This window comes from Paenibacillus riograndensis SBR5 (genome assembly GCF_000981585.1).
Classification (GTDB): Bacteria; Bacillota; Bacilli; order Paenibacillales; family Paenibacillaceae; genus Paenibacillus_AQ; species Paenibacillus_AQ riograndensis.
The window spans coordinates 6,072,220-6,086,663 of sequence record NZ_LN831776.1 but is presented as its reverse complement, the minus strand read 5'-3'; the positions used below and the strand labels follow the sequence as shown (position 1 = coordinate 6,086,663).

Sequence of the window (14,444 nt, the reverse complement as noted above, 5' to 3'; positions counted from 1 at the left end):
ACCTGAAAAAGGTGCAATCGGCTGTTTTGCGTGCCATCTGATTTCATTATTGTAACCATCTTCACTAAAAGAGTATTTGAATGATTCGAGCTTCCCCTGTATGCTTAGTAAGGATTATGGATTAACAAAAATAATGATTACAGGCTTGCAACAATTTCGCAGTCTTGCGCGTCAGTAAGATTGCATAGAGAGGGGGAACCTTCGTGGTGGAGCAGGGACTCATCAGAGCCGCTCAATCGGGCGATCGCGACGCTCTAATCACCCTATTGCGAGAAATTGAAGGACATGTATATAAGACGGCCTTCTACATTCTTCATAATGAACAGGATGCTTTGGATGCTTCACAGGAGGCGCTTATCCGCGTGTATACCAAAATCGGTTCCTACGAGGAAAAAGCCCAGTTCAAAACATGGGTACAGCGGATTGTGACCAACATATGCATTGACAAGTTCAGAAGAACCAAACCTACAGTTTCCATTGATGAACATGAAATGGTGTTTCCGGATAAACATGATGTGGAACGTGAAGTGTTGTCCGGTTATCTGGCGGAGGATATACGAGAGGCGATTGACCAGCTTCCGGAACATCACCGGACAGTAATCGTTCTGCGGTATTTGCAGGACTTTTCTTACAACGAGATTGCAGACTCGCTGGATCTGCCTCTGAACACGGTAAAATCGTATTTGTTCCGGGCCAGGCAGCAGCTGCAGAACAGACTTCAGGAGTATCAGAAAGGTGGTGTATCAGGATGAAATGCGCGGAGGTGATGGAATGGATGCACCGCTATCTGGATCATGATTTGAGCCAAGAAGAAATAATTGAAATGTTCCGTCATATCGACAATTGTCCTTCATGCGCGGATGTCTATGACCGTCTGAGCACGCTCTCCCGGCAGCTTGAGCAGTTGCCGGACGTGAAGCCCCCTTTCAGTCTCGTTGACTCGATCATGCCACGGCTCGATGAGCTGGACCGCGGCGTTCAGGAACCGGTCATGACGGGCACCGATGAATCCAATGTCGTTCCGCTCTCTCGCAAAAGCAGCCATGGCAAAATCCCGAAGGGATCTTCAATGGCGGCACGGACAGGCATTGGCGCAGTGGCGGCGGCAATTATCCTGCTGATTGCTATTTTCAACATGCCTGAGAAGATGCCGGCGGCAGATGTCGAGCAGGCGCTTAATCAGAGTGCAGATACAGGTTCCTCTTTGCAAAAAAGTATAGGGTCCACTGAACCTTCCCAGGAGGCGGGGCAGGAGGGCAATGCGGACGGTGCGACAGGCTCCGCAGGTCAGGAAGGCCCGGCGCAGGACAACATGTTTTCAGCCGGCGGCAGCGGCGATAATACTTCCGGCGGGACTGAGGATCTGACTGCTCCATCCACGGCACCATCCCAGGATGCTCCGGCTGTGGCGCCTGAGACCACCAAGAAGCCGGACGCCTTGAAGAGACAGACGCAGAAGCCTGACAAGGCTGCGGCCACACCGGCGGCGACACCTGCGCCGCAGAATTCTGTAATTAGCAGTCCTGATGCCAACGGAGATACCAGTGCACAGGACAGCGCGCCCATGGAAGGCAAGATGAGGGCCGGTGATTCGAACTCCGGCAAGGATATCCAGCCTTCACCATCGGAATTCGGGATTATGAACATGATGCCCGCAATGGTTGCGGCTTCACCTGCAACATCGCCGGATGGACGTTTTGACGCCGAGCTTGCGGGGCAGCAGCTTGTAATCTATTCGATACCGGAGGGTGCTTCCAGAGACGACAGGAAGGCGCTGACGTCTCTCCCTCTGGAGGGGGAATGGGTTTCCGGTGAGTGGTCGGAGGACAGCCGTGAGTTCACCTATGTCACGACCCAAAACGGCAGTGAAATTAGAAAGACCTACACTGTGCCGGATTCAGCTGCGACCGGGGCTCCTTCTGCTTCGCAGACGGTTTCCCCTACTGCAACTACAACACCTGTGCCTACTCCGGACCCATCACCGTCTGCAAAATAATTGCAGAGTGGAACTTTTTATGCGGCAGTGGAATATGCTATGGTAAGAGGACAGGAGATACAGGGATCGTGAGAACCATCGGTATGACCGCCGGTCGGAAAGTTTCTAGAGCTTTTCCTTCCGTCGTTTATATAGATGCGCCGCGGGAACGGAGCAACTTTGGCCATAGCTGCCGGAGTTGCTCCGTTTTTGCGCAGAGATAAGACTTTGTATGCTTCACGCTTTTTGTTACAATAATCAGAGACGAAATGGAAAAGGAAGTGGCGGGATGGATGCCAAAGCGGCGGCCAAAGACATCAGACAAGGGAAAATTTCGCCGCTCTATGTGCTGTACGGGAGCGAGAAGTTCCGGATGAATGAATTTGCAGCCTTTCTGGAGGAGCACCTGATTGCCAAAGAGGACCGGGATTTTGCTGTCATTCCCTTTGATCTTTCCGAGACGCCGGTGCAGGCGGTCGTGGAGGAAGCGGAGACTGTACCGTTCATGGTGGAGCGGAAGCTGCTGCTGGTGCGTGATGCCTCTCTGTTCACCGCAGGAAAGGACAATGCCAAGATAGAACACCGGGTGGAGGTTCTCAGCGATTATATGCAGCATCCGGCGGAGTTTAGCGTGATCGTCTTCATGGTCAACAGCGACAAGCTGGATGAGCGCAAAAAAATCGTCAAGACGGTCAAAGCCGCAGGAACGGTGCTGGCGTTCAATCCGCTGGGAGCAGAGGAGCTGCTGCGCTGGGTTGAAAAGGGCGTGCGTGACCGCGGCTGCGAGCCGGCACAGGGAGCCGCTGCGGTTCTTGTAGCGAACGCCGGAACAGGACTGCAGGGGCTGTCGGCAGAGATGGACAAGCTGTGCCTGTTCGCCGGCAAGGGCGGAATTGTGGATGCCGCAGCCATAGAGAGCCTGGTGCACCGCGGGACGGAGCAGAATGTGTTCACACTGGTGGAGGATATCGCTAATCTGCGTCTCGACAAGGCGCTCAATACGCTCTATGAGCTGCTGAAGCAGCGGGAGGAGCCGATCAAGATTGCCGCGCTGATTGCCAGGCAGTTCCGGATTATTTTGCAGGTCAAGGATTTGTCTGCCCAGAGCTACTCGCAAGGCCAGATCGCTTCGCAGCTGGGGCTGCATCCGTACGCCGTCAAGCTGGCGGGGGAGCAGGCCCGCAAGTTTGAGAGCCAGCGCCTGCGGCAGATCCTCAGCTTCCTGGCCGATCTGGATTACCAGATGAAGACCGGCGCCATCGACAAGGTGCTGGGCCTGGAGATGTTCATGCTGCGTTTGGGTGCCTAGCAGCATCGTGATCTGTGTGAACAGCAAAGAGCCTGTCCGCAGCGTCGGTATGTGCTGCGGACAGGCTCTTTGATCTTTTCTATTATAGATAAGATGTATGTAAACTTAGGGGAATAGCATCGGCTAGTGTGTGCAGCGAAATAACGGCAGAATTGCCGTTGTTGGGGCGCCGGCGCAGAACAAAATCATCCTGGCGGGTAAATAGCAACACGGGGCTTATGCCCGCAGGGATTCCCCACCGCTCCAAAATCAGCGGGGTCATGCTGAAGACGGATCGCCCTATTCCTTCACGATCGATCCGCAGCCGTTACGGACCGGAAAGCCGTTATTGAAAGAAGATTCATCTATTCCGCAGGGACGGACTGAGATGCCTTTATTTGTCCCTTTTCCCTGTATTCCAGGCTCCAAGGTTTTTTACAAAATAAGGGTTCCTCTGTCCGCTTCAGTCTGCGGATGGAGCCCCATCCTTCTACATCGCTTATGTCCTGTGAGGCTTCTCCACATTTTTTTACACTGTATAATTTCCTATACAACAAAAAAACCTAACCGCATGCAGCATAACGGTCAGGTTCTTAAAGTGCGCATTATTAATGTCGCCCCTGGCTTAGGCTTGAGCCTTAAGAGCGTTCAATTTCTTCGCCAAGCGGGATTTTTTGCGGGCAGCCGCATTTTTATGAACCAGGCCTTTGGTTACAGCCTTGTCCAGCTTTTTGGAAGCAGCTTGGAAAGCAGCTTGAGCAGTTTCCACTTCTGTACCAGTCAGAGCTACATCAGCAGTTTTCACGGCTGTACGAAGCGCGGATTTCTGGGAAGCGTTCAGTGCACGGCGTTTTTCGGTCGTCTTGACGCGTTTTACCGCGGATTTGATATTTGGCATTGCATTCACCTCCTGAAAGACATTCGAAATCATCAAATGATTCACAACTTAAAATAGTTTAGCATGACCTCTCATAAAATGCAAGACTAAAGCTTTGAAATTTAACCTTTCCGGGCTGTATAAACCATGGCCTTCTCTCGCACACTATCACCAATATGCAAAAGGAGGCTGAACTTATAATGGAACTGGATCTTCAGCTGTATTCGGTACGCACAGATTTGGCGCTGGAAGCAAAGGAAATGGCTCAGGGACCGCAAAAAACGCCCATTCCCGGTGTGAACGAAGAGGTGGAAGAGGCGGATGGCATCAAGGTTACCCGTCTTGCCGTGGCTAATGATGCGGGTTCGCAGGCCATTGGGCGTGCCATCGGTAATTACGTAACCCTGGAGGTTCCCGCGCTGCGCGGCGGTGATACCGGACTGCAGCAGAAGGTGTCCGTGGTTTTTGCCCGTGAATTTGAGCAGTTCATGGACAGAATCGGCATTGGCCGCAACGCTTCTGTTCTGATTGTTGGTCTAGGCAACTGGAACGTGACTCCCGATTCACTGGGACCGCTCGTTGTGGAGAATTCGCTGATTACCCGCCAGTTCTACGAATTGGTTCCCGATCAGGTCTCCCCGGGCTACCGCAATGTAAGCGCGATTGCGCCGGGCGTGCTGGGTCTTACCGGTATTGAATCCAGCGAAGTGGTTCAGGGGATCATCGACCGTACCAAGCCGGATGTGATAATTGCCATAGATGCGTTGGCATCCCGCTCGCTGGAACGGATCAATACGACGATTCAAATCGCCGACATCGGCATCCATCCCGGTTCAGGAATCGGCAATAAACGCCGGGGGCTGACTAAAGAGATACTGGGTATCCCCTGCATCGCTATCGGCGTTCCTACCGTCTGCTATGCTTCGACCATTGTGAACAACGTGCTGGAGATGATGAGCAGGCATTTTGGGCAGGCTGGAGCCGGCGCCACGCAAACCAAAGAAATCATGGGCATGCTGGACGACATCTCTGAGCACGAACGGCTGTCGCTGGTCAAAGAGGTGCTGGAGCCGCTTGGACATGATCTCATCGTAACCCCAAAGGAAATTGATGAGTTCATTGAAGAAATCGCTAATATCGTAGCCAGCGGACTGAACGCTGCGCTGCATGAGGCTGTTGATCCGGGGAATGTAGGAGCGTATACCCACTAACCAGCCTAACGGTTCAGTCTTTCCTGCCCCCTGTTTGTCTTTTCCTGGGCCCCCTAACCGGGTCCGCAGTTCAAATCCGTCTGCCCCAGTCTGCCTATCCGCAGATTGAGGCGGGCTTTTTTACATATCAAAATGTATATATGTATATATTGGTTCCCCATCACATAGAGAGCGTCCGGCTCTTCTTTTTGTTCTCTCATTTCAGGTTCTAGCATTCCTTCTCCGCTCATAGATTGGGAGTATAAGAGATTACAGAGGGCTGGAGGAGGACATAACAATAATGAACAGAAAATGGTTTCAGCTATGGAATATCGGCCGGCTGCGGAGCAAGCTGCTGGATGTTCTGTCGCTGGGAAAAACGATGCTGCTGCTGGCCGGAGGTTCACTTGTATTTTTTATGCTGCTTGGCGCCGGCGGGTTGGCCGGACAGAAGCTGAACTCTTCGCCCGTTCCTTCAATGAAGGGTTTGGCGGCTTCCTTATCAAGCGGATTTTTTATGGAGCTGCTGGGCATGGAGGTTCCGCATCTGCCGAAAAGTGAAGAGCCGTCTGCATTTTCAGGCAGGAACGTAACCTCCTTCGTCTTTCGGATGCTGACCAGTGTCGACCCCGGGGACCCGAAAAGCCTGCTCTCCCGCGAGGTTCCGGGGCTGGCCGCCGATGATCCGTTTCTGCTGCGGCTCGGCTCGGGCGGTGCTAAAGATGCTCCTGCAGACTACCATCCGGGAACGGATGAACTGGCCGCCGGAGATTCAGAAGCCCATGGTACCGGAGACGATACGGCAGGAGGGGCCGGAACAGAACCTGCACATGGCGATGGGGTGGACGAGCCTGGCGGAGAAGAGACTGAACCGCAGCCTGAACCTACTGCAGCACCGGACGCGGCAGGCGGCAACGGCAGTGCAGCTACACCCGGCAGCAGCCAGGAGTCTGCGATGAAACGGATTTTAATCTATCATTCCCACCCCCGCGAGGCCTACAACCCGCTGCTGGGCGTAGAGAGTGACAACCCAAGTTCAGCTGTTCCTTCCAAAAATGTAATGCTGGTAGGCTCATATATTGCCAAAAGACTGGAGCAGCGCGGAATTGGTACGGTTCATGCGCAAGAGGATTACGCTACGACAGTGCCGGATTATAATTGGAACTTTTCCTATAAATATTCGCGCATGACTGTCAAGGCAGCGATGAGCACCCATCAGGAGATGACTGAAATGATTGATATTCACCGTGATTCACAGCGGCATGGCAAAACCACTGCCGTCATTAACGGAAAAAGTTACGCCCAGGTGTATTTTATCCTCGGACATGCGAATAAAAATTGGAAGAAAAACGAGGCGTTCGCCAATAAAATCCATCAGCTGCTGGAAAAAAGCTATCCCGGTGTTTCCCGCGGCATTTGGGGGAAATCTTCCGGCAACGGCAACAACGGGGAATACAATCAGACGCTTTCGCCTAACAGTGTATTAATTGAAGTGGGCGGAATCGACAATTCAGAGGATGAACTGAAACGGACAGCAGATATCCTGGCCGATGCCATTGCCGATGTCTACTGGAACAGCCATGATGCGGAAAAAGCGGCTGCGCCTGAGTCTGGTGCAGACACAGTGAAGCAGAGTAATTGATTATACGAGGCAAAGGGGGCGTCTGAAATGACGCGGTTCGGTAAAAATCTGGTTATGGTCGGCTTGTGGGCCGGCATCGGCATATTGATAGGCATGCAGTTCGGCAGCAGTGGAGGCGGCAGCGGCGGCGGAAGCGGAAGCCCCAGGGCTTCTACAGTTTTGCCGGGCTGGAGCAATGCAGCCGGGACGTCCCCGACTGCACCAGCCAGTCAGACGGCAGGTACCCGCACCGTTCCCCCGGCAGGCGGGGTACAAAGCGGGCAGGCTTATGTGTATGTTCCCGTGTCTGTAGATCCTGTAACAGGCGAATATACAATTGTGCCGGTGCAGCCGCAAGCCACGGCGGGACCTGCTGGGGGCGGGAGTCTGCCTCAGCAGGAGGTTGCGGACTACAGCAGGATGAGTCCCGAGCAGATTCTTATCCCTGAAGAGCAAAAGCCGACAGTAGACAAGCTGGCTGACAAAACAGCTGGGCTGCTGCAAGAGGCCTCGCAGAAGAGCATCCGTTGGGTGGTCTCGCTGTTCGACTCTGCTGAGAAATAAGCTGCTTACACCGTACTGCGCAGTAATTTTTGGAAAACAATTGGCGGCTGCGTCTCCCCCGGAGGGAGCAAGTCCGCTTTTTTTCTGTGCGCCGGACCTTTTCTTTACGTGTTCGGCGCAGGCGGGATTGATGGGTGAAGCGCGTACTGTTATAATAAGTGGATTAACATTAGGCTGTCTGTGGGGGTAAGGAATGACTGACGTTCAGAAAAGACAACAACAAATCCGCAATTTCTCGATTATTGCACATATAGACCATGGCAAATCGACACTGGCCGACCGCATTTTGGAATACACTGGTGCGCTTACTTCACGCGAAATGCAAGAGCAGGTGCTTGACCAGATGGACCTGGAGCGCGAACGCGGTATCACCATCAAGCTTCAGGCTGTGCGTCTGACTTATCGTGCTGACGACGGTCAGGAGTACTTGCTGAACCTGATTGATACACCGGGGCACGTCGACTTCACCTATGAGGTTTCCCGCAGCCTTGCCGCCTGTGAAGGCGCGCTGCTCGTAGTGGATGCAGCCCAGGGAATCGAAGCTCAGACACTGGCTAACGTATATCTGGCCTTGGATAACAATCTGGAAATTCTTCCGGTGATCAACAAAATCGATCTGCCGAGCGCTGACCCCGAACGGGTGAAGCAGGAGATTGAGGATGTGATCGGACTGGATGCCAGCGAAGCTGTGCTGGCTTCCGCCAAAGCAGGCATCGGGATTAAGGAGATACTGGAACAGGTAGTCAAGCAGGTTCCGGCGCCTTCCGGCACCTCCGACGCTCCGCTGAAGGCGCTGATTTTTGACTCCCACTATGATCCGTACAAAGGTGTTATCGTCTATGTCCGCGTTATCGACGGCAAGATCCGTGCCGGCTCGAAGATTAAGATGATGGCCACCGATAAGGTATTTGACGTTATTGAGGTGGGCGCATTTATGCCGCGCATGAGCATCGTGGAAGAGCTGAACATTGGGGATGTCGGCTTCATCGTAGCCGGCATCAAGCATGTCGGCGACACACGGGTCGGGGATACGGTAACGGATGCCAAGAATCCGACACCGGAGCCGCTGCCGGGCTACCGCAAGATTAACCCGATGGTGTACTGCGGGCTGTATCCGATCGAAACCTCGGACTACAACGATCTGCGCGAAGCGCTGGAGAAGCTGCAGCTGAACGATGCTTCGCTCAGCTTTGAACCTGAAAGCTCAAGCGCGCTGGGTTTTGGCTTCCGCTGCGGCTTTCTGGGACTGCTGCACATGGAGATCATTCAGGAGCGTATTGAACGTGAATTCAATCTGCCGCTGATCACTACCGCGCCAAGCGTTATTTACCGCATCAAGCTGACCAATGGCGAAACACTCCAGATTGACAATCCGTCACACTATCCGGAGATCGGAACCATTGATTATGTGGAGGAGCCATACGTCAAGGCCGGGATTATTGTCCCGAACGACTACGTAGGTACCGTAATGGAGCTGTGCCAGAACAAACGCGGCGAATTCGTCAATATGGAGTACCTGGATTCCAACCGGGTTACCATCACTTATCAGATCCCGCTGTCGGAGATTGTGTATGACTTCTTTGACCAGTTGAAATCGGGTACGAAGGGCTATGCGTCCTTTGATTATGAAATTTCCGGCTACCGGCAGTCCAATCTGGTGAAGATGGACATTCTCCTGAACGGAGAACAGGTTGATGCCTTGTCGTTCATCGTTCACCGTGACCGCGCCTATAACCGCGGCCGTATCATCTGTGAGAAGCTGCGCGGAATCATCCCCCGGCAGATGTTCGAGGTGCCGATCCAGGCTTCTGTCGGCACGAAGATTGTGGCCCGCGAGACCGTTAAGGCGATGCGCAAGAACGTGCTGGCCAAATGCTACGGCGGCGATATTTCGCGTAAGCGGAAGCTGCTGGAGAAGCAGAAGGAAGGCAAGAAGCGCATGAAGCAGGTCGGCAGCGTTGAGGTTCCGCAGGAAGCGTTTATGGCGGTGCTTAAGATTGATGAGTAAGTCAAGCTAAGCACCGGTGCGTAACGGCCGAATGCCGGAATGCCAGCTGTTAACATGCATGATGCAGATCTACCCATAAGCGAATGCCTATAAGGGAAGCCGCCAGGCTTCCCTTTTCCGGCTAGCTGTACCAGCACGGTCCAATTTGCAAATCTAAAGTTCAACTTATATAGAACAAAGGAGACAGCTATGACAAACCCGATTAATGGCCGTCCCCCTGAGGCCGTATACATTCACATTCCATTTTGCACGAATAAATGCTTCTATTGTGATTTCAACTCCTATGTCCTGAAGGATCAGCCAGTCATGGATTACCTGCGTGCGCTGGACCGGGAGATGGAAATGACGGTGAAGCACACAACGCCTGGTGTGATCAAGACGATTTTTGTCGGCGGGGGAACACCTACGGTGCTTAAGCCGGAGGAGATGGCTTATTTTCTGAAATCGGTCCGCACGCACTTTCCTCAGTGGGATGAGAATATAGAGTTCTCAATGGAGGCCAATCCCGGCACCACAGATAAGGATAAGCTCGCAGTTATGAAAGAAGGCGGCGTCAACCGGGTCAGCTTCGGCGTGCAGGCATTCCAGAATGAGCTGCTGAGCGGCATCGGACGCATCCACAATGTGGATGATGTCTACCGCAGTCTCGAGAATGCGCGCAGTGTCGGACTGCATAATCTGTCGGTGGATCTGATGTTCGGTCTGCCGAACCAGACTGTGGATATGCTGAGAGAGAGCGTCAGCAAAGCGCTGGAGCTTAATCTGCCGCACTATTCCATCTATAGTCTTAAGGTTGAAGAAAATACGCTGTTCCACACCCTGTTCAACAAGAACAAGCTTCCGCTGCCCAGTGAAGAGGATGAGCTGGAAATGTATCTCCTGCTGATGTCCACGATGGAGGCTGCAGGCTATGGGCAATACGAGATCAGCAATTTCGCCAAGCCGGGGATGGAGAGCCGTCACAATATTACGTACTGGCGCAATGAGGATTATTATGGCCTCGGTGCGGGAGCGCATGGATACGTGAAGCGGCAGCGGCATATGAATATCAAGGGTGTCAACCCGTATATCGAGGCTTCGCACAGCGGGCTGCCCCGTCTGGACACCTTCCGGATTTCCGAGCAGGAGGCGATGGAGGACTTCATGATGGTCGGGCTGCGGATGCGCGAGGGCGTGTCGGATCAGGCGTTCCGGGCACAGTTCGGGAAGTCTTTGCAGGATATTTTTGCGGGGTCGCTGAAAAAAATGCTGGCCGCCGGCCTGATTGAGCAGAACGGAGATGCCTACCGTCTAAGCAAGCAGGGCATCCTGTTCGGGAATGATGTGTTCGGTGAATTTGTCGGAGTTCTGACGGAAGTTTAATTTTAAAATACCTCTTGAATTGTAATTCACCCTGTTGTATATTTATTCATATTAACAACAAGGGGTGAGTCAAAGTGCTTGTCAAAACGGATGGGGTCCGCCAGCCAGCTCCTGCGGGAGACCATAAGGTGATATGCAGAAATGCTACAGTGGAGGATGTAGAGCCGCTGTATTTAATGATAGAGGAATACGCCCAGCGCGGTATTATGCTTCCCCGTTCCAGGCAAGCACTGACCCGCCAGATCGACCAGTTCGTGATCGCGGAATTGGACGGCAAATTCATCGGCTGCGGATCGCTGTTCAGACTGGGCGCTGATCTCGTAGAGGTGCGTTCCATTGGATTGCGTGATGAGGGCAAAGGCAAAGGCATAGGCTCGATGATTCTGGAGAAGCTGACGGAAGAGGCCAGACGCCAGAAGATTCCCAAGATCATGGCGCTGACCTATGCAGTGGATTTCTTCCTTAGAAACGGCTTTACCGTCGTGGAGAAGGAGATTTTCCCGGAGAAGGTCTGGACTGATTGTGTGAACTGCAAGAAGCAGCATGCCTGCGATGAGATCGCCGTGCTGAAGAAGCTGGATTAAGAACCGGAGCGGGCATCAGGCCTGCGGAATGGATGAAGCCTCCCAAATTAACGGATTTCGTGTCCGCATCAGCTGCGGATATCGGTCGTAAAGAGAGCTTATCGAGTCCGCAGAGAAACCCACGCAAAGTCGCCCAGTCAACCACGCATGTCTTAACCACGGTATATCGCCGAGAGTTAGGCATGCTGCAAAACAATGTGAACTCTAAGCAAATTAATAGACGCTAAAACAGCAACCACTTTTCAGCAGGGCATAAGCCCTTTGCGGAAAAGTGGTTTTTTTGAAAAGCTAAGGATAGCGGATCCATCTTCAGCATGCCCCTGTTGATTTTTGAGCGGTTGGGAATCCCTGCGGCCGTATGCCCCGTGTTATTGTGCATAAATCAGCTTGCGCTGCGCTTCCACCAGCCGGGCCAGCTCAGGTGTGGCATAGCCGGAAGGTTGGAACGCCGCAAACATCGCGTTGTAGACCATTCTTCTGCTCGAAGCGTCGTTCAGTTCCAATTCCAGCCAGTATTTATCTCCGACCCACTGTTTGGTTTCTTTGGCCAACTGGCGAAATGGAACATATTTCAGCTTAGGATATTCCCGGATGAATACGGCAGAGGCTTCCGGTGTAAAATCCTTCAGCGGACTCCCGTCCATGCCGCTGACAAAACGTACTGTTTTGATTTTTCCTTCAATATCCAGCAGATCGTTAAGGGTCCGGGCAGAGGGATTATCGGTAGCCTCATACAGCCTGTCCCCTGCCATCAGCAGGGCTGTGGCTTTGTAGCCCTTCACCTCGTAGAGCTGCGTACCCACTTCCAGCAGCGTGGCATCCCCATCCTGCATGGGATCACGCGGACAAGTATGGTCTGCTTTGCGGTAGCGGATTTTGCCGACCTTATCCCCAGTTTTCAACCCGCTGATATCTCCATCGCTATTATCCATATAGGTAATGCCGTTCCACCGGAGGACAGAGGCATAATCAACGTCCCCGTAATAGCACTTATATGGACCTGCTTTCTCCGGCATCCCGCCCGGCACCCCCTCCCGCATGGAGCCAGACAGCATAAGCACGGTCATCATTAGAATAGATGCAGCTAAGATCTGTTGCCTTAGTGACTTCATTGTACATCCCCCCTGAAAGAACAGACGAAGAAGCGGGGAATTGGTTGCATTATCCATCCGGGAAATATGGTTTTAGATTTACCACTATACATAAGAATAGGGGAGATAATGAATGGATCAGATTCAGCGGGTTGGAATCGTTACCGGGGGCGCTTCAGGGATTGGCAAGGCTTTGTGCAAGGAACTCCTTAAAAGAAGGGTGTACATTGTTATTGCTGATCTGAATGCAGAGGAAGGAGTTAAGACGGTGGCGGAGCTTGAGGGCTTGGGCGGAGCCTGCCGCTTTGTTCAGGTGGATGTCGCGGATGGTCCGGCGGTGGGGCTGACGGCCTCCCTTCACTATGAAGCTGAAGCTTATGGGGTTAAGGTAAGCTGCTTGTGTCCGGCGTTTGTCGACACTCCGATTTTTGACAGCGGCGAGGCGGTGCATATGGATAAGAAGAAGGTCCTTGCCCAGGTAAAAAAGCAAAAGCTGATGACTCCTGAACATTTTGCCGGTATTGCTTTTAAAGGAATAGAGAGGAATGAAGAGCTTGTCAATCCGATGCCGCTGCGCCGGACGATGGATGTTGTGTTCACCCTTTTTCCTTCTCTGCACCGTAAAGTGATGCGGCTGGTCTGCCGTACAACACGGGAAGCCCGCCTAAGCTGAAATGGGCGCAGCCAAGATACTGAACTGACTTGACAATGTCAAGGTCAGTTTGGTATTTTTGTATTAGTGGTTAGCACTCATCTAACCAGAGTGCTAACGAATCAGGAGCCGGAGCCGACAGGAGGGGATTTTGCATGTTAACCGAACGCCAGAAAATGATATTGAATGCCATCGTAGATGATTACATTACTTCTGCCGAGCCGGTTGGTTCGCGAAGCATTTCCAAACGGGGAGACGTGGGCTACAGTCCTGCAACGATCCGCAACGAAATGGCCGACTTGGAGGATTTGGGCTACCTGGAACAGCCGCATACTTCAGCAGGACGAATTCCTTCCCATAAGGGCTACCGCTATTATGTGGATCATCTGGTTCCGTGGAATTCCGCTGAATCGGCTGAATTGGACACGATCCGCGCCTTTTTTGCCGAGAAGCTTAATGCAACGGAGCAGGTTATCCAGCATGCGGCGATGATTCTTTCCAATATGACGAACTACACTTCCATCCTTTTGGGGCCGGAGGTTTTTCATACTTCATTGCGCCATTTCCAGCTGCTGCCGCTGGATGACAGAACCGCTGTGGCGATCATTGTTACCAGTACCGGCCAGGTAGAGAATAAGACCGTAAGCATCCCGCCGGAGATTTCTCTGTCCGAGATGGAGAAAGTGGTTAATCTGCTGAACAGCAAGCTGGTGAATGTACCGCTCTACAAGCTGAAGAGCCAGCTCTATTCCGAGCTTGGGGAGGAAATGCAGCGCCATATCTCCCACTACGAAGAATTAATGAAGGTGCTGGATACAGCACTGGAGAGTGACCATGAACAGCGCATCTATCTCAGCGGAGCGACCAATATGCTAACCCAGCCGGAGTTCAAGGACGTCGACAAGGTGAAGGATATTCTCGATTTGCTGGAAGAAACACCTACTTTGCTCAAAATGCTTGCTCCCGCATCCGGAGGAACCGGCATGCAGGTGCGTATCGGCATGGAGAATAAGCATGAGGCGTTTGCCAACTGCAGTCTGATTACAGCCACATATTCGCTGGACGGCAAGGCGCTTGGAAGCATTGGCATCCTGGGTCCGACCCGGATGGAATATGCACGCGTAATGGGTATACTAGGGATTCTGTCCCGGGATTTGACAGCGATGCTGGCACACTGGTATAAGTGAACAGAGCGTAAATGTTTTCGTGACTGATATTAAGGAGGTGAAGAC

13 protein-coding genes are annotated in these 14,444 nt (G+C 52.7%); 11 read left to right on the top strand and 2 right to left on the bottom strand.

What is annotated here, in order from left to right:
- Positions 1 to 203: 203 nt before the first annotated feature.
- From PRIO_RS25800 to holA, 3 genes are all read left to right on the top strand, one after another.
- Positions 204 to 752 carry an RNA polymerase sigma factor gene (locus PRIO_RS25800; RefSeq protein WP_020428109.1) on the top strand — a complete coding sequence of 183 codons (549 nt, stop codon included), beginning with the start codon at positions 204 to 206 and terminating at the stop codon, positions 750 to 752.
- The gene (locus PRIO_RS25795) at positions 749 to 1,996 is read left to right on the top strand and encodes an anti-sigma factor family protein (RefSeq protein ID WP_020428110.1); all 1,248 of its coding nucleotides are present in this window, start codon (positions 749 to 751) and stop codon (positions 1,994 to 1,996) included. The genes PRIO_RS25800 and PRIO_RS25795 overlap by 4 nt, the downstream gene beginning before the upstream one ends.
- 268 nt (positions 1,997 to 2,264) lie before the next feature.
- A complete protein-coding gene (holA, locus tag PRIO_RS25790; protein WP_020428111.1) occupies positions 2,265 to 3,284 on the top strand; it encodes a DNA polymerase III subunit delta in 1,020 nt (339 codons plus the stop codon).
- A gap of 604 nt (positions 3,285 to 3,888) precedes the next feature.
- Here holA and rpsT read toward each other — a convergent pair.
- Positions 3,889 to 4,161: a 30S ribosomal protein S20 gene (gene rpsT, locus PRIO_RS25785; protein ID WP_020428112.1), complete on the bottom strand. Its 273-nt coding sequence runs from the start codon at positions 4,159 to 4,161 to the stop codon at positions 3,889 to 3,891.
- A gap of 179 nt (positions 4,162 to 4,340) precedes the next feature.
- Here rpsT and gpr point away from each other — a divergent pair, with 179 nt between their 5' ends.
- From gpr to PRIO_RS25755, 6 genes are all read left to right on the top strand, one after another.
- Entirely contained in the window at positions 4,341 to 5,351 is a 1,011-nt protein-coding gene (gpr, locus tag PRIO_RS25780) for a GPR endopeptidase (protein WP_020428113.1), read from the top strand.
- Positions 5,352 to 5,631: 280 nt separating this feature from the next.
- Positions 5,632 to 6,972: a stage II sporulation protein P gene (locus PRIO_RS25775; RefSeq protein ID WP_046505336.1), complete on the top strand. Its 1,341-nt coding sequence runs from the start codon at positions 5,632 to 5,634 to the stop codon at positions 6,970 to 6,972.
- 27 nt (positions 6,973 to 6,999) lie between these two features.
- Positions 7,000 to 7,515: a hypothetical protein gene (locus PRIO_RS25770; RefSeq protein ID WP_046505333.1), complete on the top strand. Its 516-nt coding sequence runs from the start codon at positions 7,000 to 7,002 to the stop codon at positions 7,513 to 7,515.
- A 193-nt stretch (positions 7,516 to 7,708) separates the two neighbouring features.
- Positions 7,709 to 9,523, top strand: a complete 1,815-nt coding sequence (gene lepA, locus PRIO_RS25765; protein ID WP_020428117.1) for a translation elongation factor 4 — start codon at positions 7,709 to 7,711, stop codon at positions 9,521 to 9,523.
- Between the two features lie 189 nt (positions 9,524 to 9,712).
- The gene (hemW, locus tag PRIO_RS25760; protein ID WP_020428118.1) at positions 9,713 to 10,885 is read left to right on the top strand and encodes a radical SAM family heme chaperone HemW; all 1,173 of its coding nucleotides are present in this window, start codon (positions 9,713 to 9,715) and stop codon (positions 10,883 to 10,885) included.
- Positions 10,886 to 10,959: 74 nt separating this feature from the next.
- Positions 10,960 to 11,469 carry an N-acetyltransferase gene (locus PRIO_RS25755; RefSeq protein ID WP_020428119.1) on the top strand — a complete coding sequence of 170 codons (510 nt, stop codon included), beginning with the start codon at positions 10,960 to 10,962 and terminating at the stop codon, positions 11,467 to 11,469.
- Positions 11,470 to 11,837: 368 nt separating this feature from the next.
- On the opposite strand, the gene PRIO_RS25750 is transcribed toward PRIO_RS25755, so the two are convergent.
- Complete coding sequence (locus tag PRIO_RS25750; RefSeq protein WP_020428120.1) at positions 11,838 to 12,581, bottom strand: hypothetical protein; 744 nt, start codon at positions 12,579 to 12,581, stop codon at positions 11,838 to 11,840.
- 112 nt (positions 12,582 to 12,693) lie between these two features.
- Here PRIO_RS25750 and PRIO_RS25745 point away from each other — a divergent pair, with 112 nt between their 5' ends.
- Both PRIO_RS25745 and hrcA read left to right on the top strand, forming a co-directional pair.
- Positions 12,694 to 13,233 carry an SDR family NAD(P)-dependent oxidoreductase gene (locus PRIO_RS25745; protein ID WP_020428121.1) on the top strand — a complete coding sequence of 180 codons (540 nt, stop codon included), beginning with the start codon at positions 12,694 to 12,696 and terminating at the stop codon, positions 13,231 to 13,233.
- 134 nt (positions 13,234 to 13,367) lie between these two features.
- Positions 13,368 to 14,399, top strand: coding sequence for a heat-inducible transcriptional repressor HrcA (gene hrcA / locus PRIO_RS25740; protein ID WP_020428122.1), 1,032 nt, complete (start codon positions 13,368 to 13,370; stop codon positions 14,397 to 14,399).
- Positions 14,400 to 14,444 lie beyond the last annotated feature (45 nt).